The following is a 25,929-nucleotide window of genomic DNA, read 5'->3' as shown; positions in this document are numbered from 1 at the left end:
CTCAAGGGCCCATCAGGCGTCAGCGCAATTCCAGTTCGGCATCCAGCCTTTCAACGTGCGCGACCACGGCGGCCCGGCGCGGCGAACGCGGGGGCAGGACCTTCAGGGCAGCGGTCCACGCCTCGGCATCGTCCTGGGCCTCAGCGAGCTGGAGGTATTGGAGGACGGCGTCGGCGGAACCATCGTTGAGTACCGCCTCGCGGAGCAGGAAGCTGACCTCGGTGCGCAGGCGCACGATCGACGGCGCCTCGGACCGGGGCAGCACGGGACCGCGGTACAGGTTGAGCGCCATCCGGTGTGCTCCCCGCTGCAGGTAGTCCAGCACCTGTGACGCGTCGACCGTCAGCTCGCGGGGCAGGCGGTAGGGCCGCGAGCGTGGCACCAGGGACGGTAACTGGTGATTCAGCACCCGCCGCAGGCGCAGCATTTCGGCCCTCACGGTGGTGACCGAGACGTGCTCCGGATAGGCCATCGCCGCGAGCTGGTCCGCGCTCAGGCCGCTGGGGTGCAAGGCAAGCAGGGTGATGAGCTCGGCGTGCCTGGCGCTGAGCTCCACCGACCGTCGGCCCACCTGAATGACCCCGTGATCCCTTCCCAGGACCTGCAGCCCCTCCCGGTAGACGGAGTGTGTTTTCGCTGCCGCCAGCTTCCGTGCCGGCTGGCTGGCCTGCAGCCGGTGCAGGCTGAGATGCGCTTCGGCCGCAGCGACGGTTGCCTCAACAAGGGACAGCGTGTGGACTGCCACTGCGTCATCGGTGCCGGTAATGTCCACCACGCCCAGCACGGTCCCCGAATCCGGGTCATGGACCGGAACGGCAGTGCAGCTCCACGGATGCACCTGGGGGCTAAAGTGCTCGGCCCCGGCAATCTGTACGCTGCGTCCGAGCGCCAGTGCGGTGCCTGGAGCGCAGGTTCCAACAACCGACTCGGACCAGTCCGAGCCCGCGACGAACATCATCCCCTCGGCCCGACGGCGAAGTTCGCGGTCTCCCTCCACCCAGAGCAGACGCCCGTCCGCGTCGCCCACCGCGACCAGCAGCCCGCTGTCGAGACTCGGCTGGACCAGGAGCTTGCGGATGATGGGCAGGACCGCCGCGAGGGGGTGCCCCCGGCGGTAGGCCTCGAGCTCCTCGTCCGTATAGAACAGGGGGGCCTGGGCGGCGTCGGGGCTGGGCAGGTGCTGCAGAGACCGGAGCCAGGAATCCCTGACGAGCGAGCGCACACCGGAGGGAGGGGCGCTACCGAGCCGTTCGTGTGCACGGTGGGCGTACTGCTGCAGGGTTCTCGACGTGAGTCCCCCCGGAATCGGCAGTTGCTGCTGCGTCATCGACACTCCGCTTCATGGTCTCCCCGCCGGTGGGGTGGGATCAGTCTAGTGCCGGCGGCGTCCCGCTGTCGCGGGTGTCTCACGCTTTTTCTTTGCTCCGGCCCTCAAGGTCAGCGGACCCGGAGGGCCTAGAGCGCGTCACCCGGCATGACCTGCCAGGCGGCCCAGCGGGGAGAATCATCACAGGCGTCGGGAATGGACAGGTCCGCGTCGTCGCGGGCCCATTCGCTGCCACCCAGGCCAACTGGTTCATCGCCTGAGTACTCCTCACCGTCGAAGATGAGGGTCCCGTCACGCCACTCGGGGTTTGATTCGGCGCGGAAGACCGGCACCCACCGCTCGGAGAATTCGGGGCTGGTCAGATAGACACACCCCTCCTCAAGCACCAGCCTGCCGGAAATCCCGGCTTGCTCACCGCTGTTGTCGGGGTTGCTGTAGGTCGCGAGCGGTTGGGAGCCGAGGTCGGGCTCAGCTTCGGCGCCGCTGCACCCGACGGTGAGCGCCGCACCGGCGAGGACAAGAGCTAGCTGCATGTGCCTGCGTGTCATTGACCCAGTCTAGATCTGTCGATGGTGCCACCGGCGCTGGCAGGACTAAGCCGGCTACTCGTCGCGGGAGATGGCGATCATCTCGTCCCGCGGGACCACCTTCACGCGTTCCCTGACCAGCTCGGTGTTGGTGCCGCCGTCGTACACAAAGTTGGCGCCGAGCTTCAGCTCGTGGGCATCTAGCTTGAGCCAGCCTTCCCAGGTGGTGTACCGGATTCCACGCTCGGTGAGCAGGTCGATGATGGCGTCTTCAGACGGGTCCTGGGCCGGGGGAAGGTTCAACCGGTCCTCGAGGAGAAACCCGATGGTCTCCAATGCGTCGCCCTTGGTATGGCCGATGAGGCCCACCGGGCCCCGCTTGATCCAGCCCGTGGCGTAGATGCCGGGGACGGGGGTGCCCTCCTGATCGATGACCCGGCCACCCTCGTTGGGGATGACACCGCGCTGGCTGTCGAATCCCACCTCGGGCAGTTCCGACCCGAAGTAACCGATGGCACGGTAGACCGCCTGCACCGGGTAGTCGATGAACTCGCCGGTGCCCCGCACTGTCCCTTCCCCGGTCAGCGCGGTCCGTTCGAACCGCACGTTGGCGACCTTGCCGGGAGTTTCCGGGGAGTCGGTGATCTCGACAGGTGAGTGCAGGAAGTGGAGGTGCAACCGGCGTGAGGCACCGGTCGGTTCGTCGTCGACCAACCAGTTGGTGAGGGTCTTCACCATTGTCTTGGTCTGGTTGTTGCTGGCGATCTGCTGTTCGGAGGCTTCGTCGAAGTCAAAGTCCTCCGGGTAGAGCACGATGTCCACGTCGCGGGAGTGCGAGAGTTCACGCAGTTCCAGTGGGGTGAACTTCACCTGCGCTGGCCCGCGCCGGCCGAAGACGTGCACGTCGGTGACCGGGGATGCCTTCAGCCCGGCGTAGACGTTGTCGGGGATCTCGGTGGCGAGCAGATCGTCGGCATGCTTGGACAGCACCCGGGCGACGTCGAGGGCGACGTTTCCGTTCCCGATGACAGCGATCTCCCGGGCGTCCAGTGGCCAGTCGCGGGGGACATCAGGGTGGCCGTCATACCAGGAGACAAACTCGGCACCGCCGAACGACCCCTCGAGGTCCACTCCGGGAATGGCCAGTTCAGCGTCCTTGATCGCACCGGTGGAGAAGATGACCGCGTCGTAAAACTTGCGGAAGTCGGACAGCGTGAGGTCCCGGCCGTAGTTGATATTCCCCAGGAACCGGATGTCACCCCGGTCCAGCACCTTGTGCAGGGCGTTGACGATTCCCTTGATGCGCGGGTGGTCGGGGGCCACACCGTAGCGGATCAGGCCGTAGGGGGCAGGGTGCTGGTCGAAAAGGTCGATGCTGACCTGGAAGTCACCACCCTGGACCTCCTGGGACTTCGTCAGGATGTCGGCGGCGTACACGCCTGCCGGACCGGCACCGATGATCGCTACCCGCAGCGGTCGCCCCGCAGCTGAGGTGGACACTGATTGGCCTTCTTCCCTAGTGGACAAACCGAGACGTACATTTAGCGCACAGTTTCCTATTCTAAATGCCCCGCCGGGGTGCCGTCTAAACCGGTGATGCCGGTCTCATCGCAGGTTCCACCGCACATCGGGAATAAATCACGACGGGTGAGCGCTGGAGCCGACGTGACCCCTACCGAAACCGCTAGCCAGCGCCCGCCCCGAAGCGAAAACTCCACGGGCATCCTCTACGGAATTGGCGCCTACGGCCTCTGGGGTCTCCTGCCGCTGTACTTCATGATCCTGCTGCCGGCGACGGCCATCGAGATTGTCGCTAACCGGGTCCTCTGGTCGCTGGTGTTCTGCGCGCTCCTCCTGACCGTCATGAGGTCCTGGCGGACGGTCTGGGCCGCGGCGTCCAATCCCCGGATCCTCGGCACCCTGGCAATCGCCGCCCTCCTGATCGCCGTGAACTGGTTCGTCTACACGTACGGCGTGACCACCGGCCACGCCATCGAGGCGGCCCTCGGCTACTTCATCAACCCCATTGTTTCGGTACTGTTGGGCGTCCTGGTCCTGCGGGAGAAACTGCGCAGGCTGCAGTGGGCAGCGGTCGCCATGGGCATCATCGCGGTGGTGGTGCTGGCCATCGGCTACGGGAATGTGCCCTGGATCGCCCTGACACTCGCCTTCTCGTTTGGCTTCTACGGCTTCGTCAAGAAACGGGTCGGGTCCAAGGTGGATGCGCTGTCGAGCCTGAGCATCGAGACCGCCGTCCTCACCCCAATCGCGGCCGCGGTCATGATCTGGCTGACCTTCTCCGGGGCTGCGACAGTCCTCACCGAGGGCCCCGCACATTTCTGGATCATGGCGTCCGCCGGCGTGATTACCGCCGTCCCGCTGCTCTTCTTCGGCGCTGCAGCACGGCGGCTGCCCCTGACCACTATCGGCCTGCTGCAATACCTGGCACCGGTCCTGCAGTTCCTGCTGGCCCTGCTCGTATTCAAGGAAGAGATGCCGCTGGAGCGCTGGATCGGGTTCGGACTGGTCTGGGTTGCCCTGGCGATGCTCACCATCGACATGTTGCGCACCGTCCGCAAGAACTCCCGCCCCCGCCGCGACCGCGCCGCCGCAGTGGTCGAGGAGACCGCGAAGGTCTGACCGGATTCACCCCGCCGAGAAGTGAGCTCTGGCGACCCAGGGCATCCCTGGGTCGCCAGTACTCATGATTCGGCGGGCGTCGCTGGCTGCCGCTAGGCGGCCGGCAGGTTCCAGTCCCGAGGAACAACGATCATCGGGACGGGCAGCGCGCGCAGCATCTTGTTGGCGGTGGAGCCCAGGAAGAGCTGACTCCGCTTCGCGAGCCGGCTCGAGCCGACGAAAACGATCTCTCCCGGATCCCACTCAATGTCGTCAATGGCCTGTTCGATCGTCCGGCCGTGGGCCACAGTGATTGTCGTTTCGTGGCCTTCCGGCAGCTGTTCCCCCGCCCGGGCGAGAACCGTGTTGGCGTGCTGGTGGGCCAGGTTGATTGCTTCCCCGGTATCCGCCTGCTCGTTGACGTCCAAAGCCACCAGGGAGATGAGCCGCAGTGGCATGCCCCGGCGGGCCGCCGAGTCGACCGCCACGTCCAGGACCGCTTCCGCACCCGCACGGGTGCCGACGGCGCAGGACAGCCGGGTCATCCGGTCGCGGTGACGGTAGCCACGGGGAGCCAGTCCCACCGGGACAGGCGACGAGTGCAGCACGGCATTGGCCACGCTGCCCACGGTGAACCGGCGCAGCAGTCCATTGCTGGCCGCTCCGATCACGATCAGCCCGGCCTCCAGGTCGGAGGCAACCTCCAGCAGGCCCTCGGCGAACGAGTCGGCGAGCAACACGTGAGGAACCACTTCGACACCACCGGGGATTCCCTGGATGGCTTCCTCAAGGGCGGCCATCGCGCGGCCCGTGCCAGCTCCGACGCTGCCGTCCTGCGGACGGCCCAGCACCGTCACCAGGTCGATGCTGGCACCCTGCGTGCGCGCGAGCGACGTCGCCAGTGCCAGGGCATCACGGCCACGATCATTGTTGGTGAAACCCACTACATAACGCATACGGCGCCTTCCGGTTCGGATTCTGACCGGCGCCTAGGATCACCGCCGCAGATCTGCTCTAGCCTATCGCGGCTGTAGACAGTGGATGGATCTGCTGGTAGGAGGTGGGGTTCTACCGTTCGACGTGGGCAGGTGCACTCCCCTTCCGCAGAGTGTCGCCCTTGAAGAACGCTGGATTTACCCGGTACATGACCACCATGAGTACTGCCCCGAGGAGGATCACTCCGGTGCCCAGGATGAAAACCAGTCCCACCCCGGCGATCGATGAACCGGACCCATAGTCGGGGTCCATCGAGTCGGTGGCGGTTTTTACGAACATCACCAGCAGAATTACCCCGCCGAGCAAGGGGGCCAGGAACTTCAGCAGGATGTTGCGGGCGTTGCTGAACGCGACAGCCCTGAAGTACCAGACGCAGGCCATGGCGGTGATCCCGTAGTAGAAGCAGATCATCATGCCGAGCGCCGTAATGGTGTCATACAGTGCGTTTTCCGAGACAATGCGGGTGACCACATAAAACCCGGAGGCGGCGACCGCCGCGGCGACGGTCGCGTAGCTCGGCGACTTGTAGGTGGGGCTGATCTTGCCGTAGCTCGCTGGCAGCGCGCGGTAGTGACCCATCGCGAGCAGGGTGCGAGCCGGTGAAACGAAGGTCGACTGCAGCGAAGCCGCTGAACTGCTCAATACCGTCAGGGACATCAGGATGGCGAACGGCCCCATCACGGGCCCGGCCAGGACGGCGAAGATGCTCCCCTGGTTGTCGACGTTGCCGGCACCGAATTCGCCGTCGCCTACTCCTGCGTAGGACAGGGTGGCGAGGGCGACCGTCAGGTAGATCACGACGATGACCAGCACGGTAAGGGTGGCGGCCCGGCCGGGTGTCCGCTCCGGGTCCTTCGTTTCCTCATTCATGGTCAGGGTGACGTCCCAGCCCCAGTAGACGAAGATCGACAGGGACACCCCGGCGGCGAAGGCTGAGAAGGATTCGACGGCGAACGGGTTGAACCAGTCGGGGCTGATGGCTGTCGCGTCGAAAGCGGTGCCGTTGGCTACGTGCGCAAAGGCGGCGATTGCGAACCAGCCCAGGACGAGCAGCTGGAAACCGACCAGCACGTACTGCACGGCCTTGGTCGTTTCCATCCCGCGGTAGGACACCCAGCAGGCCAGGGCCACGAAGACGAGCGTGGTGGCAATGTTCAGCGGCAGGTTAAGGGTGAGGTCGGCCAGCGACTCGTTCCCGGTCAGCTGGGCGAGCATGAGGTAGAAGAAGTCGACGGCGACGGCGGCCAGGTTGGACAGCACAATCACCGTCGCAGCGATCAGCCCCCAGCCACCCATCCAGCCGACCCACGGGCCGAACGCTCGCGTTGCCCAGGTGAAGGAGGTGCCGGCGTCGGGCATCGCATTGTTCAGCTCCCGGTAGCCCAGGGCCACGAGCAGCATCGGGATGAACCCGACGAGGAAGATCGCTGGAAGCTGCACTCCTACCTCTGCAACGGTGGGGCCGAGCGCCGCGGTCAGGGTGTAGGCGGGGGCGATGCAGGAGACGCCGATGACGACGGCGCCCAGCAGCCCGACCGACCCGGAACTCAGGCCCTTCTTGCTCAGTCCGGTGGGCGAATCCTGTGTAGTGCTCACTGCGACACCTCGGTAGGTTGGACGTCCCTGCCCTCACCGGCATCGGAGCGCTTCGTGACAGATCGCTCCGGTTGGCGCGACTGGATATCGTCGGATCGGTAGCTGCGTGGCACCACAACCATTGGCACGGTCAGTGCCCGCAGGATCTTGTTGGCAGTCACGCCGAGGAATAGTCGGCTGTGCTGAGCCAACCGGCTCGATCCGACCAGCAGGATCTCGCCTTCGTCCCATGCGAGCGCGCCGATGGCTTCCTCGACGGTCGACCCGCGCACCACTTCGACGCTGACCTGGCCTCCCGCTGCGAGCGAGGCGGCCGCCTCGGCCAACCGGGTGTTGGCGTGGTCGTGGGCTGCCTCCACCGCCGCGGCGTCGGCTCCGTCAGCGCCCGACGACGGGTCCAGTGCTACCAGCGAAACCAGCCTCAGGGGCAGCTTCCGCCGGGCCGCGGAGTCGACGGCGACGGCGATGACCTCGTCCGCACCGGCCCTGGTCCCGACGGCGCAGGTGAGCCGGGTGATCGGGTCGAGCCGCCGGTAGCCCTGCGGCGCAAGGGCCACCGGGACCGGGGATGCGTGCAGCAGGGTCCCCGCGACGCTGCCCACGTTGAACCGTTTCCGCAGCCCGCGTGAACTCGCCCCAATGATGATCAGCGAGGCACCCGAGTCCACTGCGGCGTCGATCAGGCCACCCGCCTGCGAATCGGCGCTGATGACATGCGCGCGGGCCGTGACGTCGTCGGGAATCATGGCCAGCCCCTCGGCCAGCCACTCCTGCAGCTGGGCGGACAGGATGCTCTCGAACCCGCGCTCGGGCGGGTAGACGGCGTTGAAGGGTGAGTGCTCGGGCATCACCATGACGAGCTGCAGCTTCGCGTCCTGGCGGCGGGCGAGGGCGACGGCAAGGCTCACGGCATCGCGGCCGCGTTCGTCAGCCGTGTACCCGACGATGTAGTCCATGCGCTTCATGCTCCTTCGGCTGAGGTAAGGCTCAGGATGTTGCGGGCGGTCGCTTGACCCATTCTGATCGCTCCCTCCACGTGTTGGTAGCCCTCAGCCGCGAGATCCGAACAGGACCAGTGGATGGGGCCCACCGGGGTGAGCTGGTCGGGTCCATAGCGGTGGAGGCCACCGAGGTCGTAGCTGGTGGCGTACGCTCCGCGGGTCCATTCCTCGGAACCCCAGTCCGACTCGTAGTAGACCTCGGGGGTCAGCGCCTGCGGTCCGAGAAAACCTGCGATTGATTCGAGGATGGTCCGCTGCCGTTCGGCCGGGTCCAGCCGGAACATGGCGTCGGCCTTTTCATCCGAGACAAATCCCACCAGGGTGCCGCGGGAGTCCTGGTGGTTGGTGTTGTCGTACACCTCCTGCACGATCGAGGAGGCGCTGAACCCGGTGCCGGAGAGGCCGTCGGCGCGCCAGAACGGCGTCGTGTAGACCGCGTGGACCTTGATGACCAGGCCCAGGGACTGGTGCTGGTGCATCTGGTGCTGCCGTCGTGGGAGGGGTGGCTCGTAGGAGACCCGTGAGTACAGGTTCGGTGGGACGGCCATGATCGCGTAGCGCGCCCTGACGGTGACGGCGTCCGAGACGGCGGTGACGTGGCTTCCGTCGGTGCTACCGTCGTCGTCGTTCGATCCACTGTGCCAGCGCAGGGTGCGCACCGGACTGGACAGGACGACGTCGTCACCCAAACGTTCAGCGAGACGTTCCGACACCTGCTGCATGCCACCGACGACGCGTTTGTCGAGGATGAAGTTCTCGTCCACCAGGTTGGAGAAGGAGCCGGCCGACGCGGCCATGAGCACGGCCTGCAGTGCAGAGAACGCGTGAGCGGGTTTGGTGAGCATCCCCCCGGCGATGAAGAGGCCGATGTTGTTGCAGGCTTCCTCGTCATTGGACTGCTCGCGGAGCCAGTGGTGGAAAGAGATTGTGTCCAGCGCCCTGGCCTCGGGATGGGTCCACGGCGTCTCGGGGCCGGCCTCGGCCGCCAGCCGGTCCAGCAACTCGATGAGGCGGTTCATCTCCGCCTCGGTGGCAGGCGAGACGGGGAACATGTCGCCGGTGTAGCGGGTGCTGGTGCCGTCAGCGCCGATGTAGACCGAGTCCCCGTCGCGGTACCTTTCATAGGTTTCCAGCCCGAGCTCTGCCAGCAAATCCTTCAGCGCGGTCTGGTCCGGGGAGACCCACTGGCCGCCGATCTCCAGCACCGCACCATCAACCGTGTCGGTCCAGGTGCGTCCCCCCACCCGGTTCCGCGCTTCCAGGACGGCGACGCTCAATCCCGCCCTGCTCAGCTCCCAGGCGGCAGTGAGACCCGAGGGCCCCGCCCCTATGACGACGACGTCGCGTTCCAACTGCTCCACAATTACCCCTCACGGACGGTATGGCCCAGGCCACAAAATGAACGGCATTCATTTATTACAGATACTGTAGCGATACCCGTCGATTTTGGAAAGGGCCGATCAGTGATGGGGCGCAGTAGAATTGACCCCCAGCAACGGGATGGCGAAGGGGCAGGCATGGGAACAGTGGGGTCTCCGGTGAGCCGCCGCCGCGCAGGAAGGCCGCCACGGGGGGTACTGTCCCGTGATCTGATCACCGATGCCGCGTTGGGCTTGATTGCCAGCCAGGGGTACGAGGGATTGACCATGGCCGCTTTGGCACACCGGTTGCGTGTTGCGCCCTCGGCTTTGTACAACCACGCCGAGTCCAAGCAGGAAGTGCTGCGCTGGGTCGAAGACCAGGTGATGGCACAGGTGGATTTCAGCGATTTTGCTGAGGCACCCTGGGATGAGGCGGTCCGGTCGTGGGCCTGGTCCTACCGCGGCGTATTCGCCGCCCATGCGCCACTCATTTCGGTGATCGCCGTCCTTCCCGTCACCGGTGCTCCCGAAACCCTTGCAATGTATGAGGCGGTCACCCAGGGATTCCTCAGGGCTGGCTGGCCGGAGGACCGCATCATTCCTGCCATCGTGGCTCTGGAGTCCTTCATCTTCGGGTCAGCGTTCGACGTCGCCGCACCGGAAGATATCTTCGAGTCCGGCAGCCTGGGACCCGACTATCCCTTATTCACTGCTGCCGTACGGGTGCGCGGCAGCTCGCAGGCCGACTCCGCCGATGCAGCGTTCACGATCGGACTCGAAGCGCTCATCATCGGACTGAAGGCTCAACTGGCCACCTGAAGCCAACGCAGCACCAGTTTCCGAGAGGTTATCGACAATCGGTAACTTAACGTTTATCGTTAGTATTGATAAACGTTAAGTTACCTGGAGGAACCCATGACCATGACACCGTCCCCACCCCGCACACGGACACCGTTGAAGACTGTCGAACGAGTAGGGCTGGTGACCGTCCAGGTAATCACTGGCCTTCTCACAGTGATCGTCCTCGCCGTGCTCACTGTTTTCCTGGTAATGGCCTCGCAGGGTAAAACCGAACTGTATCTGCCAGCGGTCACCCCTGAGGGTTCAGTCGCCGGGCTGGGGCCACAGGTCTCAATGGCGTACTTCGACACCATCTCCCTGAGCGTTGAAGGAGTCGGTGGTGCAGCGATAGCGCCCTATGCGGCCACCATGACGGTCGGATTCCTTTTCGTTGCAGCGTCGTTGGTGTTCTTCCTTCACCTCACCCGGCGGGTGCAGCGTGGACGTCCTTTCGGACGGTTAATGACGGCAGGTCTAGGCGTCCTCGCACTGTTCTTCACTGTTGGCTCGCTCATTCTGCCGGCAGTTTTCTCCTACGCGCACACAGTGATCGTGGCTGACCTCGGCATCGACCTGGCGGAGGCACCCTTCAGTACCGGCTACTATTTCGGTCCGACTGACTCGATTTCCCTGATCACTGGAGTCTTCTGCGCCCTATTCGCCGGGGCCTTCCATATCGGCTCCCGGCTGCAGCGCGACACCGACGGGCTGATCTAATGGCCCCCGCAGACTCGGAGGCCACTGACATCCATTGCCGGCTGGACGAGCTCCTCGCTGACCGGAACATGACGCTCACGGAGCTGGGTCGCCGTGTCGATATGAGTATTGTGAATCTTTCAGTCCTCAAGAACGACAGGGCCCGGGCCATCAGGTTCTCCACCCTTCAGGCCATCTGCGAAGTGCTGGAATGTCAGGTCGGGGACCTGCTGGAGATACGCAAAACCCCTCCACCGAAGCGTTAGGTCTGGTGGGTTCGGCGTCGGCCGACTCACCAGACCCGACCACTCGGCGGAGGGGTGGGGGATGCGGGGTTGCGCTACTTCGCGGCGCGGATGGCTGCCTCGAGGACGTCCAGGCCGTCGTTCAGCAGCTCATCACCGATCACCAGTGGGGGCAGCAGCCGAACCACGTTGCCGTAGGTACCGCAGGTCAGGATGATGACGCCCTCCTGCAGGCACGCCGCGGCAATGGCCTTGGTGGCTTCAGGGTTAGGGGTCTTGGTTCCCGGCTTCACGAACTCAAGAGCCAGCATCGCACCGCGACCACGGATTTCACCGATGATTGACTCTTCACCGAGGTCCTCCTGCAACGCACGGAACCGCGAGGTGGCAAGCTCCTCAATCGCCTGGGCGCGCGAGATGAGGTCCTGCTCCTGCATCGTCTCGATAGCGGCCAGAGCTGCAGCACAGGCCACCGGGTTGCCACCGAACGTGCCGCCGAGGCCACCGGGATGGACGGCGTCGAGCAGGTCTGCCCGGCCGGTGATGGCCGACAGCGGCATGCCGCCAGCGATGCCCTTCGCCATGGTGATGATGTCGGGCACCACTGACTCATGGTCGACGGCGAACCAGGCACCGGTGCGGCAGAAGCCGGACTGCACCTCGTCGGCGATGAAGACCACACCGTTTTCCTTGGCCCAGGCGGCCAGGGTGGGCAGGAAACCTTCGGCGGGAACGATAAAGCCGCCTTCGCCCTGGATGGGTTCGATGATGATGGCAGCCAGTGAGCTGGCACCGATCTGCTTTTCCATCATCGTGATGGCGCGCTGGGCTGCCTCGACACCGGTGATCGAGGGGTTCTCCTCGCGGAACGGGTAGCTCATCGGCAGCCGGTACACCTCAGAGGCGAACGGGCCGAAGTCGCCGGCAGGTCCACCCTTGTAGGGCAGGGACTTGGCGGTCAGTGCCATCGTCAGGTTGGTGCGGCCATGGTAGGCGTGATCGAAAGCGGCGACGGCAGTGCGGCCGGTGGCCAGACGCGCCACCTTGATCGCGTTCTCGACAGCCTCGGCACCCGAGTTGAACAGCACAGTGCGCTTCTCGAAGTCGCCCGGGGTCAGTTCGGCCAGCTTCTCGGCGACGGCGATGTAGCCCTCGTAGGGGGTGACCATGAAGCAGGTGTGGGTGAAGTGCTCCACCTGTTCCTTGACGGCGCCGACGACGGCGGGATCCGATGCCCCGACACTGGTCACCGCGATGCCCGAACCGAGGTCGATGAAGGAGTTACCGTCGACGTCGTGCACGATGCCGCCGTCGGCGTCGGCAACATACACCGGAACACCTGAGGCAACACCCTTGGCGACGACCGCCGCACGCCGGGCGGCGAGCTCAGTGGACTTCGGTCCGGGGAAGTCTGCGATGATCTTGCGTTTTTGCTCGAGCCGGAACTGCGGCTGCGTTGCTTGGGTGGTCATAGGGAAACTGCCTTTCTAGACATCCAGCGCGCTCATCACGTGCTTGATCCGGGTGTAGTCCTCAACGCCGTACATTGAGAGATCCTTGCCGTAACCGGAGCTCTTGAAGCCTCCGTGAGGCATCTCGGCGGTGAGAAGAATATGGGTGTTGATCCAGACGGCCCCGAAATCGAGGTCGCGGGAGACGCGCATGGCCGTTCCGTGATCGGTGGTCCAGATGCTGGAGGCGAGGGCGTACTCGACGTCGTTCGCCAGTTCCACTGCCTCGTCCTCGGTGGTGAACTTCTGCACGGTGATGACCGGGCCGAAGGTTTCCTTCTGCACAATGTCGTCGTCCTGGCGGGCACCGGTGATGATGGTGGCCTCGTAGAAGTAGCCCTTGTCGCCGGAGCGCTTGCCGCCGATCTCGACCTTGCAGTGTTCCGGCAGGGCATCCATCACCGCGTTGACCGCGTTGAAGTGGTTGATGTTGTTCAGCGGGCCGAAGTAGTTCTTGGAATCGTCGGCGTTCCCCGTCTTGAGCGTCTCGGTGTGCGCCACCATGGCGGCTACCAGGTCATCGTGTACTGAATCCTGGACCAGGACACGGGTGATCGCGGTGCAGTCCTGGCCGGCGTTGAAGAAGGAGAACTCAGCGATCGCCGCCGCGGTCTTCTTGATGTCGGCGTCGGCGAAGACGACGGCGGGTGCCTTGCCTCCCAGCTCAAGGTGGGCACGTTTGAGAGTCTTGGCGGCACCGGTGGCGACGGCGATGCCCGCGCGGACCGATCCGGTGATCGACACCAGGCCGGGAACCGGGTGGTCCACCATCGCAGCGCCAGTCTCCCCGGTCCCCAGGATCACGTTCAGCACACCGGCGGGCAGGATGCCCTGGGTCAGCTTCGCCAGCACGAGTGTTGACTCGGGGGTCGTGTCGCTGGGCTTGAGGACCACAGTGTTACCTGCGGCGAGCGCGGGACCAATCTTCCAGATCGCCATCAGGAGCGGGTAGTTCCAGGGTGCCACCTGGGCGACGACGCCGATCGGCTCGCGGCGAATGTAGGAGGTGTGCCCCTCGACGTATTCGCCAGCGGATTTCCCCTCCATCAGGCGCGCGGCACCAGCGAAGAAGCGCAGCTGGTCGGCACCAACCGCCACTTCCTCGGCGGCGATCAGGTCACGGACCTGCCCGGTATTGCGGTGCTGCGCCTCCACGAGTTCATCGCTCGCGGCCTCCAGCGCGTCAGCAAGCTTCAACAGCATGAGCTGCCGCTGACTCGGGGTGACGTGCTTGAAAGTGGTGAAGGCTTGCGCCGCCGCTGTCATGGCGGCGTCAACGTCCGACTGCAGCGAAACGGGCGCCTTCGCCACGACCTCGCCGTTGGTCGGATTAACAATGTCCAGCAGTTCGGTGCCGGCCGGCGTCACAAACTCGCCGTTGATGAAGTTCTGGAGGGTGGTTACCACGGTATTCATCCCTTTTCTCTGATGGGCTGACGGGTCACAACGGGCCCGTCGCAGCGTAAATCCACTGCCGACCCTACGCCTTCACGCGATCAGCGGCCTAGGGTGATGCGCACAACAACTCTTGCTCACTGTGATGCAACCGCACAGTGACCCCGCTCTATAGTTGAGCCATGGCCATCACGCTCCCCGCCCTGCTCACCGCCGCTGGCCTCGATCTCCACCCGGTCGGGACAACCGCCCCCGTCGACCTTCCGATCCAGTGGGTTGCGGTGACCGAACTGGAAGACCCGCTCCCCTTTCTCAGCGGTGGGGAGATCGTGCTGACCACCGGGTTGCGGCAAAAGACGACGACGGCGCAGCGGGCCTTTGTGCGCCGGGTCCACGAGTCGGGAGCACTCGGCATCGGGTTTGGCACCGGGTTGGGGCACAAGCAGGTTCCAGCGGCCCTGATCGACGAAGCCAACACCCTGGGCCTCCCCGTCTTCCGGGTCCCCTACGAGACGCCCTTCATCGCCATCGGGAAAATCGTTGCTGATTCGCTCTCCGCCGACCACTACTCCCGGCTCGAAAACCTATTGAAGGGCCACCAGGTCCTGGCGTCCGCCCTGCTCGGCGAGGGAGGCCTTCACCAGTTGCTCCGTGAGCTGGGTGCGATGCTGGGGACCGACGTCGTGCTGTCCCAGTACGGGACTCGCCTATTCGGGACGGGACCGGCCGGTCCGCCGTCGGGGCACTGGCACCGCCTGCCGGTGGCGACGGGACTGAAAGACCGGTGCACCCTCGCCATCGCCGAGCCCTACACACCCAACGCCATCGTGGCCTACGCGCAGAACCTGATCAGCGTCGAGCTCAGCAACCAGGCCCGACGGCGGGCGAGCGAGCGCGCAGTGATGGGACAACTCTTCCAGGACGTGGTGCGGGGAACGCTGGCGGGCCCCGACGCCGTCGCGCGCCTCGGCGGTGCTGGAATCGACACCGGTTTGCGCCAGGTGGTGGTGATCGTGGAGGTTGCCTCCGGTCAGCGACGCGCACTGCGCACGCTGCCAACCCCTGCGGGATTCGAATCGGGGGTGGCGGCACTGGTGGATGAGCGTTTGGTGATCGCTATTCCCGACGGCGACGGCTCCGCCGTGAGTCAGGTGATGGGCGTCTATCTGCATGGGGCCGGGCTGACGGCGAAGGTCGGTTTCGGTGGAGCCTACGCCCAGGCGAGTGGTTTCCGCTGGAGCTACTTTGAGGCCCGCGAATCGCTAACCAGGGGCCAACCGGTCAATACCCCCGACCGGCTGTCCCTGACCTCACTCCTGATGGCCAGCGAGGACGTGCCCCTGGCCGACCTGGCCGCGGAGGCCCTGGACCCGGTGGTGGCATTCGATCAGCGCCACCACTCCGAGCTGATGGTGACCCTGGACCGGTACCTCGCCCTGAATGGATCAGTCGCTGCCGTAGCCGAAGCCCTCCAGCTCCACCGGAATACGGTGCGGTATCGATTGCAGCAAATCCAGGACCTCAGCGGGTACAACCCGGCGGTCACCGCGGACCGCGTTCACCTGTACCTCGCCCTGAATGTCAGGGGATTGAGGTAGCTATCTGAGGAAATTGAGACTAATTCGAAGATGATTCGAAAATGTTAAAAGAATTGCTGGTATTTCGTAAATCCGCGTGGTCAAATTACTTCAGCCGTACAGCAAACCGCACCCAGCGACGCGCATCCGGCGGATGCCGCTCAAGGGGGACTTGAGGGCCCATTTCGGGGGAAAGACGAACTCTCATGACACACCGTAATCGTTTGCTGACTTTTAGCTCCTGCGCCGCGCTTGTTGCCGGCTCCGCATTCATTACTGCAACTCCCGCCACTGCGGCGCCGAACTCCGAGTCGTGCGTCACCGCGCAGGTCGCCCTGGCCGGCGCCCTCGACTCCGCCTCGGTGGATATCGCCCTGGCCTACGAGTTGAAGGCCGCACTTACCGCGCTGGAGGCGGCTTCCCTTGCCCTTGACGAGGCATGGATGGCCGCTGACGCAGCAGCCGCCGAGGAATACGCGGCCTATGATCTGGCTATCCAGGCCTACGAATCAGCCATCGTGGCAGTCGAAGCCACCCAGGTGGCGCTGGATGCCGCCCAGACCATCAAGATCCTCGCGGATGATCGGGTGGTCGCTGCGGAACTGGCGCTCGCCGCAGTGGCAGAGGGCGACGACGAAGCACGCCTGGCAGCCGAAGCGGAACTCGCGGCGGCGCTGATCGCCCAGGCCGACGCAACCGCAGTGCTCTCCGCACGGCAGGCAGAACGCGACGCCGCTCCTGCAGCTTTCGAAGCTGCTGATGCAGCCCTGATGGACGCGCAGACCGCGCTCGACAACGCACTGTACTCCGAAGCGGTGATTGCCGCCGAGACCAACTACTTCGCCACCGTCGAGGTAATCGAGGGAGTACTCTCCGCACTGGGCGGACCGGGTACCAGCGTGGAAGAGGTCCAGGTACTGGTCAACGCCGCGATCGCCGCCTGCGCTGCAACCGGGGCCGGCACGGGACAGCAAATTGAAGTGCCCGTCGTCGCCATCGTTCCCAGCACCCCGGCCGCTCCCGGAGCCGTTGCACCAGCGGCCGGGCGGGGTCTGAACGTCCAGACCGCAGCAGCTGAAACCTCGGAGACCGACGGTGGGGCCCTGGCGATCGGCGGACTGGCCGGAGGCGCCTTGATGCTCCTGTCGGGTGCCGCCGTCTGGCTGCGTCGATCCGCGAAGGCCTAACAGTGACCGGCCGACGGTGTCGCGCTGCCCGCTGGACGGGCCTGGCGCTGTCGGCCGCACTGATCGTTACCGCGTCCTCGGTGGCTGGTGCAGCATCACCCCCACCAGTTACATTCGAGCGGCAAGCAGTGGCGGTCGCGTACGTTCCCGCCCAGCCTGCTGCCCCCGAAGCAACTGTCGCTCCTCCCGTTCCTGCCGCGGAGCCCGCGGCATCCCCGCCGGGGTGGTTGACCGTGGAAGCTGCCGGGATCGACCAGTCGATCCTTCCGCTCACGCCCTCGGCCGAGGAGTTCGCCACCCAGTCGATCGTTCCGCCCCTGACCGAGGACGCCTACTGGTTGACCTCATTCGGGTCCCCCGGCAGCGGATCCGAGGACACCACCTACCTCACCGGACACAGCTGGGAGGGCAAGGACGCCCCCTTCAACCGGCTCAGTACGGACACGGAGGTGGGTGACTCCATCCAGCTGACCACCGAGACCGGTGTCCTGGATTACGTCATCGATTCGATCACCACTCTCGACAAGGACACCCTCAAGGACAGCGAGATCTGGGACATCGTACCCAACCGCCTGGTGGTGATCAGCTGCTACACGGAGGACATCTGGGGCAAGAACGTGGTGATCACCGCGACTCCCGCTGAATGATCCAGCCCTTGACCACCCCTTGATGTGGGCATCGTCGCGGGCCGGAGGACCACCAGATCAGACGCTGTGAGGGGCCCCGGTGAAGCTGAAACCCTGCGCCCGCTACCTCACGTGGGTTGGCGCTCCCCCCGGGTACGCTGCAGCAATCGGAGCGCACTCTGCTCTGGACCCGATTCCCGTCGAACTGGCCGATCTTCTGGTGTGACCGATTACCCGCGGGCACTCGACGACGCGTGAGCGATGCAAAACGCGGTCCACGGGCGGGCGTCGAGCCGGCCCACGGCAATCGGGTCCCCACAGAACACGCACCGACCGTAGCTGCCGTGGTCGAGGCGCTCCAATGCCGCCTGGATCTCGGCAGCACGGGTAGCCGCGGCCCGCGAGAGCACCGACATCTGGGACAGCTCAGAGGCGATGGTCGTTCCCTCAGGGTCGTGTTCATCGTCCACATTCGAATTGTCCCGGGCAGCGCTCACCGAGCGGCTGTCCGCCGCGAGCGCTGCGGAACTGGCCCGTGCACGCTGCAGTTCCTCCAGGAGCAACGGACGGTACCGCCCAAACCCTTCGTCTGTTGCCATCCAGCTATGGTACGGCGCTTGTCTACCGGTACCGATCCGTCACGGGGCAATTGAAGCGTTCGGCGGCCAGCCCCACCTGGTTCAGATACCTGATGACGATGCCATAGGACCGCAGCAGTGAGGTCTCGGTGTAGGGAACTCCGTGCTCAAGGCAGTGCGCCTGGACGATCATCTGCGCTCGGCGAAGCTGGGGGCGGGCCATGTCGGGAAACAGGTGATGCTCCACCTGGTAGTTCAGTCCACCCATCAACAGGGCAAGGAGCCGTCCACCGCTGATGTTGCGGGAGGTCAGGACCTGCCGGCTGAGGAAATCAACCCGTTGCCCTGCGGGGATGATGGGCATCCCCTTGTGGTTCGGTGCGAAGGAACTACCCAGGTACAGGCCAAACACGGCCATCTGTACACCGATGAAGGCGGCGCCCAGCCCCGGTGGAAGGAAGACGAAGACCACCGCTGCGTACAGCCCGAGGCGGAGCAGGACGCCTGACAGCTCAAGCCACCGATGCGACACCCGGGTTCGACTGAGGAGGTACTTCAGTGAGTCGAAGTACAGGGTGTATCCCAGGAAGAGCAGGAGGGGAAACAACAGATAGCCCTGCCGCTGCAACACGAACGCAGCGACGCGGCTCCGCTCCCCCACCGCCTCCTCGTGAAAAACCAGCGCGCCCTTTGCGATGTCAGGGTCAACCGAAACGGTGTTGGGGTGGTCGTGATGGCGGCTGTGCTTGTTGACCCAGTAGCCATAGCTCATGCCGACCAGGAGACCCGCGACGGTTCTGGCGGCCCATTCGTTGGCCCGGCGGGTACTGAAGATTTGGCAGTGCGCCGCCTCATGGGCCCAGAAGGCAAAGTGCGTCAGCATCAGTCCGAGGACCGCGGCCGTCAGCAACTGAAACCACGAGTCCCCGAGGGTGAAGAACCCCACCCACACTCCACTGAAGAGCGTCAGGGTGCCGACAAGGTGGCTTAGATAGTAGCCCCTGCGCCGTTCAAGTAACCCTTCGCTGCGCACCCTCCTCAGCAGTGAGGCGTAGGAGTTGACGAGCGCATTCTCGCGAATTCGGGGAACGGCCGTCGTGGCGCGTCCCGTGACAGACGCGCGCTCTGCGCTGATGGTTTGCTGTGCTGTTATCCCACTCATTGAGTGACCCTTCGTAGCGACTTCGCTTCACGCCGCCGGGTTCTGGGACAACAGTTAAAGGATAGTTCCTCCTTGCTGGCACGTCTATGAATCCGCGCGCGGGCGCTGGCCTCGGGAAATCAGTTCTCCGAAGGTCCGGACACGTATCGACTATCCTGAGGTAATAGGCAGCCCGCCCTAGGGATTGCCGCTCGGCTAATGGATCGCTCCGTCATCTGACGGATGCGGCAGGAATGTCAGGGAAACATGGTTGAGCGGTCAGCTAATACGTCGCAGAGTGACCCCGTAAACCTCTGTGCCCCCTATCTGGTCAAGCTCCCCGTGACCGGCGCCGCCATCTCTCTCAGCAGCGGGTCCCAGCAGGAAACCATCTGTTGCAGCGACGCGGTGGCAGGCAAACTCGACGAACTCCAGTTCGAACTGGGCGAAGGTCCCCGGTGGGATGCCCTTGCGAGCCGACTGCCGGTTCTGGTCCCGGACACCGCAGACGGTTGGCACACCCGGTGGCCTGTCTTCGGGAACGCTGTTCGGGCCACCGAGGTCAGGGCGATGTTTGTTTTCCCTCTGGTTCTTGGCGCCATTGATATCGGAGTGGTCGAGCTATATCGAAACCGACCCGGCGCACTGAGCGGCGCCAGCCAGGCGGTGGCATCGAACCTCACGGAGACAACCTCCTGGACCCTCCTCCGGCGGATCCTGGCCCAGGAGCCCGATCACGACGGCTCGTTCGGCGGGACCGAGGGCTCGTCCCTGTCGCGGCGTGAGATCCATCAGGCCACCGGCATGGTCCTTGCCCAAGCCAACGTCAGCGCCACCGATGCCCTGCTGCTGCTGCGGGGATATGCCTTCTCCGAAAGCCGGCCGCTGAAAGACGTCGCAGCCGACGTGATTGAACGTCGGCTGGACTTTAAGCCCAATCCACAGAGAGCGGAGTAAACTTTACTTATGGTGACCACGACCCGGGCGGAACGCGTCAGCGCCGCTTTTGTAAAGATCGCCGACACTTTGGTTGACGACTATGACGTCCTTGACCTCCTGCACGCCCTCGTCGAGGAATCGATCGGCATCCTTGACGCTTCAGCGGCTGGCCTGCTCCTGGTGGATCAGTACGGCGAGCTACAGGTGTTGGCCTCCACCAGCGAGGAAAGCCAACTCGTGGAGGTGCTGCAGCGGGAGGCCGGTGCGGGCCCCTGTGTCGAATGTTTCCTGACGGGCACGGTGGTCACTGTCAACGACATCAGGGAGCTCGGAGACCGCTGGCCAGAGTTCAAGGATGCCGCCCTGTCCCAAGGATTTCGCTCGGTGCACGCCATTCCCCTCAGGGTCAGGGGCAGGACCATCGGTGCGCTCAACCTGTTTGGGAGCATCTCTGGGGCGCTCAGTGCCGAGGACGCGGCCATTGGCCAGGCGCTGGCCGACGTGGCGACCATCAGCATCCTGCAGGAGCGGGCGATCCGCGAGGCCGAAATGATCAATGACCAGTTGCAGCGGGCGCTGACCAGCCGCATCCTCATCGAACAGGCCAAGGGTGTTGTGGCCCAGCTGAGCAACGTCAACATGCATGAATCGTTCACCCGGATCCGCAATCACGCCCGGAGCAACCACCTCACCCTGCACGACACCGCCGCCAGGATCGTTGACCGTTCCCTGACGCTCTGAGATCCTGCGCCCGGCGCTAATACGCCAGGGCGCGGTTTCAAGTAACCGCGCCCTAAATGAAGTAACCGCGCCTTAAATAGAGGAGCGCTGCCAGCCGGTTCGGTGGCTGGGGGGAATTACCGAACCGGCTGACAACGCAAGTTGTCATGTTGCCGTCAGTGCCGATGTACCTAATCGACTACTAACCGCGGTTTAGCTGCCATATGGTCTCCCTCTAAGAGTCGTTCGACTGTCTCAGAACTCATATCTCATATACCTCCCCATGACCGACGATGCTGAGGATTCGCACTGCTGCCACCAAATGTTGAGCCATAAACGGCTAAGCAGGAACGCGCCGCCTGGCAAGAACACCAAGTCAGGGAGAATAGAAAATGCCCCGACCAATTGCTTCCGCGGAATGCCCATACTCAACACGGTGCCAGGGTCTGGGGCAGTACACCAAGCATAATCCTCCCGAGCAATTGCGTCTACAGTTGAGGCTTCTCTTTCGCCACTGATTCTTCTGTCGGCAAAGTCTCGGCGATATCAGCGAACACCGCCCGCGATTCGGGGAGCCACGGCATCCCGACAAACACGTGGAACGCCCCGGCAAACCGATGGAGCGTCACGTCGCCGCCGGCGTCGCGCATCCCCCGTTCAAAGGCGAGAGCATCCGCCATGCAGATGTCCCGGGTGCCCTGATAAATGGAGGTCGGCGGCAGGCCAGCCAACGCAGTCGGTGAAGCGAAGACTGGGCTGAGTGAGGGGTGCCGCGGGTCGGCATCCCCTGCCCACCATCTGCCGGCCTCGACGGCGCCGGGCACGCCCAGCATCGGGTCAACCCGATCGTACTGTGGAATATCCGGGTTGGTGCCGGTGATGTCCAGCCACGGTGAGAACAGCACCAGCCGGCCGGGACGCGGCAGATCCGCGGCGGCGAAATGCAACGCCTGCCCCACCGCCAAGCCTGCACCCGCCGAGTCGCCCGCCAGGACGACGTCGTCGGCGGCGGTGGTGCTGAGCACCCGCTCGTAGACGGCGGTGAGATAGCGGTAGGCCTCGGTGACCGTGTGCTCGGGTGCCAACCGGTACAGCGGAACCGTCACCGTGGCACCGGTGGATCTGATCAAAGCAGCGATGATCCACCAGTGCACTATGGCCAGTTCGTTGATGTAGGTGCCGCCGTGGGTGTAGATGATGTGCCGGCCCGAGCCACCGGACCGCGGCCGCAGCGTCAGTGTCCGGACACCATCAACGAGGTAATCCTCGATGCTGCACTGCCGGCGCAGCGCGCGGGTCAGCGGCGCGGGGCTGGGATAGGTGCGCTGCAGGTAGTGTCCCCGCATCCAGCCGACCGAGTTGTAGTGCGCCTTGGTGGGCGTCAGACGCAACGCGGCACTGACAAGTCGCATGGGCACGCTCGGACGATTGGGAGCGGTCCGGTTGGTCGGGATCATGGGCTTAACTCTAGAGGCCTAGCGGTGGCGGGCGCCGCTGCCTAAGGTGAGAGGATGGTAAACCCGGCACACACCAGCCTCCAGCACAGCTGGCAGGGCGAGGACGATCCCACCAGGATCGACACGGCAACGATCAACCTCGAGACCGACCGCCTCACCGCGCACGGAACTTCCCGGACCGCTGACTACGCGATCAGCTGGGCGCTCGCGACGACCTCGGGCTGGGTCACCCAGCGGCTCACCGCGACGGTCCACGGGCGGGGGTGGAGCCGCCACCTCGAGCTGGACCGCAGCGAGGCCGGTGAGTGGTCCTGCATGGCGCACAGTTCTGGAGATTCAGCCCTTCCGGAACCCGGAATCACTGACCCTGACGCCCTGGCTGGCGCGTTGGACTGTGACCTGGGCCTGTGCCCGGTCACCAACACCATGCCGATCCTGCGGCTGGACCTTCTGTCGGGGGACGCCGCTCCGGTCGATGAAACCGAGTTGACCATGGCCTGGGTGGAGGTGCCGAGCCTGCGCGTGATCCCCAGCCGTCAGGTGTACAGCCATGTGCGTTCAGCGCGTGAGGATAGTCCCGCCATGGTGTTGTACAGCTCGGGTAACGGCGGCTTTACTGCCGAACTCACCGTGGACGACGACGGCGTCGTGGTGGACTATCCCGGTCTCGCCCGGCGGATCCGCTAACACCCCGGCAGCCCGCGGTGGCTGGCTCTGGGTAAACTCGTGGAGGCCGGTAATGCATCTGGCGCAGACCAACCACGTGCAACCCGGACAGCGAGGAACCCATGATCGACGCGGCGGACGTAGCCCTGCTGATCGACCTGCTGGGAGTCTTCTTCTTCGCCGTCTCCGGCTCCCTGCTGGCTGCACGCAAGGGCTTCGATCTGGTGGGTTCCCTGCTCCTCGCCTCGCTCGCCGGGCTGGGCGGCGGTGTGGCACGGGACCTCATCATCGACACGGTTCCGGCGGCGTTCTCGAATCCCGCCTACCTGATTCCGCCGGTACTCGCCACCCTGCTGGTGTATTTCCTGTTCTCCGGAGTGGAGCGGGTCAGCAACCTGTTGGTGGTCTTCGACGCCGCAGGCCTGGGATTGTTCTGTATTACCGGCACGGTCAAGGCGCTCGAGTTCGGACTGCACCCGGTAGCGGGGATCCTGCTTGGGGTGACCACGGCCGTGGGCGGCGGATTACTGCGCGACGTCGTCGCGAACGAGATACCCCAGCTGTTCGATCCGCGGGACATCTATGCCCTCCCCGCGATGCTGGGCGCCGGACTGACTACCCTGCTGGTGGGCACTGGGTGGTTCAACGTGGTGACCGGAGCCGTCGTCGCGACACTGGTCTTCGCGCTGCGGGTTCTCGCGTGGCGCTTCAGCTGGCGGGCGCCCCTCGCGGTGCTCGGCTGGAAGCGTTCAGGCACTGCTTAACCGACCCCGCAGCGGGGGCTAGGATGGATGTATCCCCCACCCCCACCCCTGGAGTTCCAAGTGACTGAGCTATTCCTGGACAAATTCCGTGCGCTTGTTCCGGCGTACTTCGATGACCAGTGGTCGGCGAAAGATGGCCTGTCGAAAGAGGAACTCCAGGACCTCATGGAGGACCAGGATTTTGACCTCCCGCTCGCGCTGCGCGACTTCTACCTCGCGGTCGGCGCCGTCGAGGACATCATGGAGGCGTACCACTTCTTCTGGGATCCCGACGAGCTGACCATCGAAGACGGTCACCTCCTTTTCCTCGAGGATGAAGAGGAGAAGTACACCTGGGGAATCCGCGTGGACCAGTTGAACGTCCCGGACCCTATCATCTGGCGTCGCAATAATGCCCGGGGAACGTGGAAGAGCGAAGAGGGCACCTTCAGCGAGTATGTCCTGGACATGTTCGAGTGGGTGTTCGAGGAAGACACGGACGAGCAGTGACCGAATGGGTGCGGCACGCGCCTGACGGTTACCAGTGCCCGTTCTGCGACTTTGCTGCCGGAGATTTCAGTGCGCCAAGGAACCTGTGCCGACCCGGCGATCTGATCTACTCGGACGACCTGGTGCTGGCCTTTATTGCCTCCCACGGATTCGAACCGCACCCCGGCCACGTGCTGGTGACTCCTCGCGCCCACTTCGAGTTGCTGTATGAATTGCCCGACGACGTCGCCGCCCGCATCATGACTGTCACCCGCGACATGGCCGTCGCCATCAAACGCGCCTGGGCGCCGGATGGCATCTCCACCCGGCAGCACAACGAACCTGCCGGCAGCCAGCACGTCTGGCACTATCACCAGCATGTCCTCCCCCGGTGGCACGACGACGGCTTCTACTTCACGCCGAAGCGCCCCATCGTGGACCCCGCGGTCCGGGCACGGAAGGCCGACGAGCTCCGCTCCGTCCTGTAGTACTCGGCTGGGTCGTTTGCCCTTCCCGTGGTGGCTTGTGCCTGTGCAGGTTTCCCCAGGTTGTGAAGCATCATCTGCGTGTCCGCGGCCGACACACCGGTCTGCGGCCCGGATCCGGGCCAGTACCTGGGGAAACCTGCACGCGGGTCAGCGGATCACGCGGCCTGAAAAGACCTGACGGATCTCCCACAGCACCTCGTCGGGGTGGAACATGATGTCCTCGTAGCTGTACCGGAGGACGAGATACCCACCCACCATGACCGCGTTGTTTCGCCGGAGGTCTCGCCTCAAGGCGCGGCGGTCGGAGTGGTAGGCGGCCCCGTCCACTTCAACCACCAGGAAGCCCTCCAGCAGGAAGTCAACCCTTCCGACGCCGGTCAGCGGTACCTGGGTTTCGACGTGGAATCCCGCATTCATGAACAGGATCCGTGCCACCACCTCCAGGGGAGACTCGGCCGTACAGGTCACGAGGTCCACTACCGCCCGGGCAGTGCCGTTCCGGTCCCCCGGTAGCTGATCCAGCAGGAAGCTCCGGACCGTGTCGCCACGACGGAGTGCGCACTCGACCATGACGGCGGCTTCCAGCGGTGGAAGGCATCTCAATGCGTGGATCAGCACGTCCACCACTCCCACCAGCGGCACCCGTGGATGGGGTGGGACGGTTTGCACCCGGTGGTTCGTGTATCCGCCGCCATGTCCATGTCGGCAACTCAGGTGCAGGGTGGTCGCTGGAGAAATCGTCCACAGGTCGTAGGCCCCCGCAGCGGAAACACAGGTCAGCCGACCGTTGTTGAGGACGGCCGCCACATAGTCGGGGCGCGCGTCGGGCAGGGCTATTACCCCCGGGCGGAGTCGGCGAATCTCACCGCGTGCCACATGGCGGTCAATCTGGCGGCGGGTCGGACCTCGTCTTAGCACCTCGCTGCAGCGGGCGACCGACCCCAGACCCCTGAGGGTGGCGATGGTATCCATCCGGACAGTGCACCCGATTCCCTCCGGTCTGCGGTCGCCCGACTGCCCTTATGTGGGCAGCTTCACCAAGAAGCGTCGACGGAGGACGGCTGGGGAGGTGAAGACAAAGCCCGCCGCATCGGGAGCCGTGCAGGTTTCCCCACCTACCGGGCAGCAGACCCCGTGGCGGCGGGAGACACGCCGTCGACGTGGCCCTGCTGGACAAAGAACGTGGGGAAACGTGCACGCCGGC

At 64.8% G+C, this 25,929-nt stretch carries 26 protein-coding genes; 13 read left to right on the top strand and 13 right to left on the bottom strand.

Annotated features, from left to right (window positions below; genetic code table 11):
- Positions 1-19: 19 nt before the first annotated feature.
- The 3 genes from HMI57_RS10215 to HMI57_RS10205 form a co-directional block, all read right to left on the bottom strand.
- A complete protein-coding gene (locus HMI57_RS10215) occupies positions 20-1,327 on the bottom strand; it encodes a GAF domain-containing protein (RefSeq protein WP_171585901.1) in 1,308 nt (435 codons plus the stop codon).
- A 128-nt stretch (positions 1,328-1,455) separates the two neighbouring features.
- Positions 1,456-1,875, bottom strand: coding sequence for a hypothetical protein (locus HMI57_RS10210; protein ID WP_171585900.1), 420 nt, complete (start codon positions 1,873-1,875; stop codon positions 1,456-1,458).
- Positions 1,876-1,929: 54 nt separating this feature from the next.
- The gene (locus tag HMI57_RS10205) at positions 1,930-3,354 is read right to left on the bottom strand and encodes an FAD-dependent oxidoreductase (protein ID WP_171585899.1); all 1,425 of its coding nucleotides are present in this window, start codon (positions 3,352-3,354) and stop codon (positions 1,930-1,932) included.
- 165 nt (positions 3,355-3,519) lie between these two features.
- Between HMI57_RS10205 and rarD the strand changes: the two genes are divergently transcribed.
- A complete protein-coding gene (gene rarD / locus HMI57_RS10200) occupies positions 3,520-4,494 on the top strand; it encodes an EamA family transporter RarD (protein WP_171585898.1) in 975 nt (324 codons plus the stop codon).
- 92 nt (positions 4,495-4,586) lie between these two features.
- Here the strand turns inward: rarD and HMI57_RS10195 are convergent, their stop codons facing one another.
- The 4 genes from HMI57_RS10195 to HMI57_RS10180 form a co-directional block, all read right to left on the bottom strand.
- Positions 4,587-5,429, bottom strand: a complete 843-nt coding sequence (locus HMI57_RS10195) for a universal stress protein (RefSeq protein ID WP_171585897.1) — start codon at positions 5,427-5,429, stop codon at positions 4,587-4,589.
- A 112-nt stretch (positions 5,430-5,541) separates the two neighbouring features.
- Positions 5,542-7,065 (bottom strand): amino acid permease, encoded by a 1,524-nt coding sequence (locus HMI57_RS10190; RefSeq protein WP_171585896.1) that lies wholly within the window; start codon positions 7,063-7,065, stop codon positions 5,542-5,544.
- Entirely contained in the window at positions 7,062-8,021 is a 960-nt protein-coding gene (locus tag HMI57_RS10185) for a universal stress protein (protein WP_171585895.1), read from the bottom strand. Before HMI57_RS10185 ends, HMI57_RS10190 begins: the two co-directional genes overlap by 4 nt.
- A 5-nt stretch (positions 8,022-8,026) precedes the next feature.
- The gene (locus tag HMI57_RS10180; protein ID WP_171585894.1) at positions 8,027-9,427 is read right to left on the bottom strand and encodes an FAD-dependent oxidoreductase; all 1,401 of its coding nucleotides are present in this window, start codon (positions 9,425-9,427) and stop codon (positions 8,027-8,029) included.
- 156 nt (positions 9,428-9,583) lie between these two features.
- Between HMI57_RS10180 and HMI57_RS10175 the strand changes: the two genes are divergently transcribed.
- The 3 genes from HMI57_RS10175 (at position 9,584) to HMI57_RS10165 (ending at position 11,229) form a co-directional block, all read left to right on the top strand.
- Positions 9,584-10,246 (top strand): TetR/AcrR family transcriptional regulator C-terminal domain-containing protein, encoded by a 663-nt coding sequence (locus HMI57_RS10175; RefSeq protein WP_171585892.1) that lies wholly within the window; start codon positions 9,584-9,586, stop codon positions 10,244-10,246.
- 96 nt (positions 10,247-10,342) lie between these two features.
- Complete coding sequence (locus tag HMI57_RS10170) at positions 10,343-10,984, top strand: DUF2975 domain-containing protein (protein WP_171585890.1); 642 nt, start codon at positions 10,343-10,345, stop codon at positions 10,982-10,984.
- Positions 10,984-11,229 (top strand): helix-turn-helix transcriptional regulator, encoded by a 246-nt coding sequence (locus HMI57_RS10165; RefSeq protein ID WP_171585889.1) that lies wholly within the window; start codon positions 10,984-10,986, stop codon positions 11,227-11,229. The genes HMI57_RS10170 and HMI57_RS10165 overlap by 1 nt, the downstream gene beginning before the upstream one ends.
- A gap of 74 nt (positions 11,230-11,303) precedes the next feature.
- Here the strand turns inward: HMI57_RS10165 and gabT are convergent, their stop codons facing one another.
- Both gabT and HMI57_RS10155 read right to left on the bottom strand, forming a co-directional pair.
- Positions 11,304-12,680, bottom strand: a complete 1,377-nt coding sequence (gene gabT / locus HMI57_RS10160; RefSeq protein ID WP_171585888.1) for a 4-aminobutyrate--2-oxoglutarate transaminase — start codon at positions 12,678-12,680, stop codon at positions 11,304-11,306.
- Between the two features lie 15 nt (positions 12,681-12,695).
- Positions 12,696-14,135 (bottom strand): gamma-aminobutyraldehyde dehydrogenase, encoded by a 1,440-nt coding sequence (locus HMI57_RS10155; protein WP_171585887.1) that lies wholly within the window; start codon positions 14,133-14,135, stop codon positions 12,696-12,698.
- Positions 14,136-14,296: 161 nt separating this feature from the next.
- On the opposite strand from HMI57_RS10155, the gene HMI57_RS10150 reads away from it, so the two are divergent.
- The 3 genes from HMI57_RS10150 (at position 14,297) to HMI57_RS10140 (ending at position 17,525) form a co-directional block, all read left to right on the top strand.
- Positions 14,297-15,712, top strand: a complete 1,416-nt coding sequence (locus HMI57_RS10150; protein ID WP_171585885.1) for a PucR family transcriptional regulator — start codon at positions 14,297-14,299, stop codon at positions 15,710-15,712.
- Between the two features lie 185 nt (positions 15,713-15,897).
- The gene (locus HMI57_RS10145) at positions 15,898-16,878 is read left to right on the top strand and encodes a hypothetical protein (RefSeq protein ID WP_171585884.1); all 981 of its coding nucleotides are present in this window, start codon (positions 15,898-15,900) and stop codon (positions 16,876-16,878) included.
- Positions 16,879-16,880: 2 nt separating this feature from the next.
- Complete coding sequence (locus HMI57_RS10140) at positions 16,881-17,525, top strand: class F sortase (RefSeq protein ID WP_346655185.1); 645 nt, start codon at positions 16,881-16,883, stop codon at positions 17,523-17,525.
- 209 nt (positions 17,526-17,734) lie between these two features.
- Here the strand turns inward: HMI57_RS10140 and HMI57_RS10135 are convergent, their stop codons facing one another.
- Positions 17,735-18,103, bottom strand: a complete 369-nt coding sequence (locus tag HMI57_RS10135; RefSeq protein ID WP_171585883.1) for a TraR/DksA C4-type zinc finger protein — start codon at positions 18,101-18,103, stop codon at positions 17,735-17,737.
- Between the two features lie 22 nt (positions 18,104-18,125).
- Positions 18,126-19,244 (bottom strand): acyl-CoA desaturase, encoded by a 1,119-nt coding sequence (locus HMI57_RS10130; RefSeq protein ID WP_171585881.1) that lies wholly within the window; start codon positions 19,242-19,244, stop codon positions 18,126-18,128.
- A 246-nt stretch (positions 19,245-19,490) separates the two neighbouring features.
- Between HMI57_RS10130 and HMI57_RS10125 the strand changes: the two genes are divergently transcribed.
- Positions 19,491-20,180, top strand: a complete 690-nt coding sequence (locus HMI57_RS10125; protein WP_171585880.1) for a GAF and ANTAR domain-containing protein — start codon at positions 19,491-19,493, stop codon at positions 20,178-20,180.
- Positions 20,181-20,189: 9 nt separating this feature from the next.
- Entirely contained in the window at positions 20,190-20,903 is a 714-nt protein-coding gene (locus tag HMI57_RS10120; protein WP_171585879.1) for a GAF and ANTAR domain-containing protein, read from the top strand.
- Between the two features lie 467 nt (positions 20,904-21,370).
- On the opposite strand, the gene HMI57_RS10115 is transcribed toward HMI57_RS10120, so the two are convergent.
- Complete coding sequence (locus HMI57_RS10115) at positions 21,371-22,339, bottom strand: alpha/beta hydrolase fold domain-containing protein (RefSeq protein ID WP_171585878.1); 969 nt, start codon at positions 22,337-22,339, stop codon at positions 21,371-21,373.
- 54 nt (positions 22,340-22,393) lie between these two features.
- Between HMI57_RS10115 and HMI57_RS10110 the strand changes: the two genes are divergently transcribed.
- The 4 genes from HMI57_RS10110 to HMI57_RS10095 all read left to right on the top strand — a co-directional run bounded on the left by HMI57_RS10110 (position 22,394) and on the right by HMI57_RS10095 (position 24,725).
- Entirely contained in the window at positions 22,394-23,026 is a 633-nt protein-coding gene (locus tag HMI57_RS10110) for a putative glycolipid-binding domain-containing protein (protein WP_171585877.1), read from the top strand.
- A 101-nt stretch (positions 23,027-23,127) separates the two neighbouring features.
- Positions 23,128-23,769, top strand: a complete 642-nt coding sequence (locus tag HMI57_RS10105; RefSeq protein WP_171585876.1) for a TRIC cation channel family protein — start codon at positions 23,128-23,130, stop codon at positions 23,767-23,769.
- A 60-nt stretch (positions 23,770-23,829) separates the two neighbouring features.
- Positions 23,830-24,258, top strand: coding sequence for a hypothetical protein (locus HMI57_RS10100; protein ID WP_171585875.1), 429 nt, complete (start codon positions 23,830-23,832; stop codon positions 24,256-24,258).
- Positions 24,255-24,725 carry an HIT family protein gene (locus HMI57_RS10095; RefSeq protein WP_171585874.1) on the top strand — a complete coding sequence of 157 codons (471 nt, stop codon included), beginning with the start codon at positions 24,255-24,257 and terminating at the stop codon, positions 24,723-24,725. The genes HMI57_RS10100 and HMI57_RS10095 overlap by 4 nt, the downstream gene beginning before the upstream one ends.
- A gap of 147 nt (positions 24,726-24,872) precedes the next feature.
- Here the strand turns inward: HMI57_RS10095 and HMI57_RS10090 are convergent, their stop codons facing one another.
- A complete protein-coding gene (locus tag HMI57_RS10090; RefSeq protein ID WP_171585873.1) occupies positions 24,873-25,697 on the bottom strand; it encodes a DUF559 domain-containing protein in 825 nt (274 codons plus the stop codon).
- Positions 25,698-25,929 lie beyond the last annotated feature (232 nt).

Origin of the sequence: Arthrobacter sp. 260 (assembly GCF_013116745.1) — a bacterium.
Classification (GTDB): Bacteria; Actinomycetota; Actinomycetes; order Actinomycetales; family Micrococcaceae; genus Arthrobacter_D.
The sequence above is the reverse complement of the archived record's forward strand: the minus strand, read 5'-3'. Positions and strand labels throughout refer to the sequence as shown.

What these genes read in the sequence shown, in the direction of transcription:
- gabT (WP_171585888.1), bottom strand. Translation starts at nt 12,680, where the DNA reads ATGACCACCCAAGCAACGCAGCCGCAGTTCCGGCTCGAGCAAAAACGC.
- HMI57_RS10115 (WP_171585878.1), bottom strand. Translation starts at nt 22,339, where the DNA reads ATGATCCCGACCAACCGGACCGCTCCCAATCGTCCGAGCGTGCCCATG.
- HMI57_RS10110 (WP_171585877.1), top strand. Translation starts at nt 22,394, where the DNA reads ATGGTAAACCCGGCACACACCAGCCTCCAGCACAGCTGGCAGGGCGAG.
- HMI57_RS10170 (WP_171585890.1), top strand. Translation starts at nt 10,343, where the DNA reads ATGACCATGACACCGTCCCCACCCCGCACACGGACACCGTTGAAGACT.
- HMI57_RS10090 (WP_171585873.1), bottom strand. Translation starts at nt 25,697, where the DNA reads ATGGATACCATCGCCACCCTCAGGGGTCTGGGGTCGGTCGCCCGCTGC.
- HMI57_RS10175 (WP_171585892.1), top strand. Translation starts at nt 9,584, where the DNA reads ATGGGAACAGTGGGGTCTCCGGTGAGCCGCCGCCGCGCAGGAAGGCCG.
- HMI57_RS10185 (WP_171585895.1), bottom strand. Translation starts at nt 8,021, where the DNA reads ATGGACTACATCGTCGGGTACACGGCTGACGAACGCGGCCGCGATGCC.
- HMI57_RS10145 (WP_171585884.1), top strand. Translation starts at nt 15,898, where the DNA reads ATGACACACCGTAATCGTTTGCTGACTTTTAGCTCCTGCGCCGCGCTT.
- HMI57_RS10135 (WP_171585883.1), bottom strand. Translation starts at nt 18,103, where the DNA reads ATGGCAACAGACGAAGGGTTTGGGCGGTACCGTCCGTTGCTCCTGGAG.
- HMI57_RS10210 (WP_171585900.1), bottom strand. Translation starts at nt 1,875, where the DNA reads ATGACACGCAGGCACATGCAGCTAGCTCTTGTCCTCGCCGGTGCGGCG.
- HMI57_RS10120 (WP_171585879.1), top strand. Translation starts at nt 20,190, where the DNA reads ATGGTGACCACGACCCGGGCGGAACGCGTCAGCGCCGCTTTTGTAAAG.
- HMI57_RS10195 (WP_171585897.1), bottom strand. Translation starts at nt 5,429, where the DNA reads ATGCGTTATGTAGTGGGTTTCACCAACAATGATCGTGGCCGTGATGCC.
- HMI57_RS10155 (WP_171585887.1), bottom strand. Translation starts at nt 14,135, where the DNA reads ATGAATACCGTGGTAACCACCCTCCAGAACTTCATCAACGGCGAGTTT.
- HMI57_RS10215 (WP_171585901.1), bottom strand. Translation starts at nt 1,327, where the DNA reads ATGACGCAGCAGCAACTGCCGATTCCGGGGGGACTCACGTCGAGAACC.
- HMI57_RS10130 (WP_171585881.1), bottom strand. Translation starts at nt 19,244, where the DNA reads ATGAGTGGGATAACAGCACAGCAAACCATCAGCGCAGAGCGCGCGTCT.
- HMI57_RS10105 (WP_171585876.1), top strand. Translation starts at nt 23,128, where the DNA reads ATGATCGACGCGGCGGACGTAGCCCTGCTGATCGACCTGCTGGGAGTC.
- HMI57_RS10125 (WP_171585880.1), top strand. Translation starts at nt 19,491, where the DNA reads ATGGTTGAGCGGTCAGCTAATACGTCGCAGAGTGACCCCGTAAACCTC.
- HMI57_RS10165 (WP_171585889.1), top strand. Translation starts at nt 10,984, where the DNA reads ATGGCCCCCGCAGACTCGGAGGCCACTGACATCCATTGCCGGCTGGAC.
- HMI57_RS10150 (WP_171585885.1), top strand. Translation starts at nt 14,297, where the DNA reads ATGGCCATCACGCTCCCCGCCCTGCTCACCGCCGCTGGCCTCGATCTC.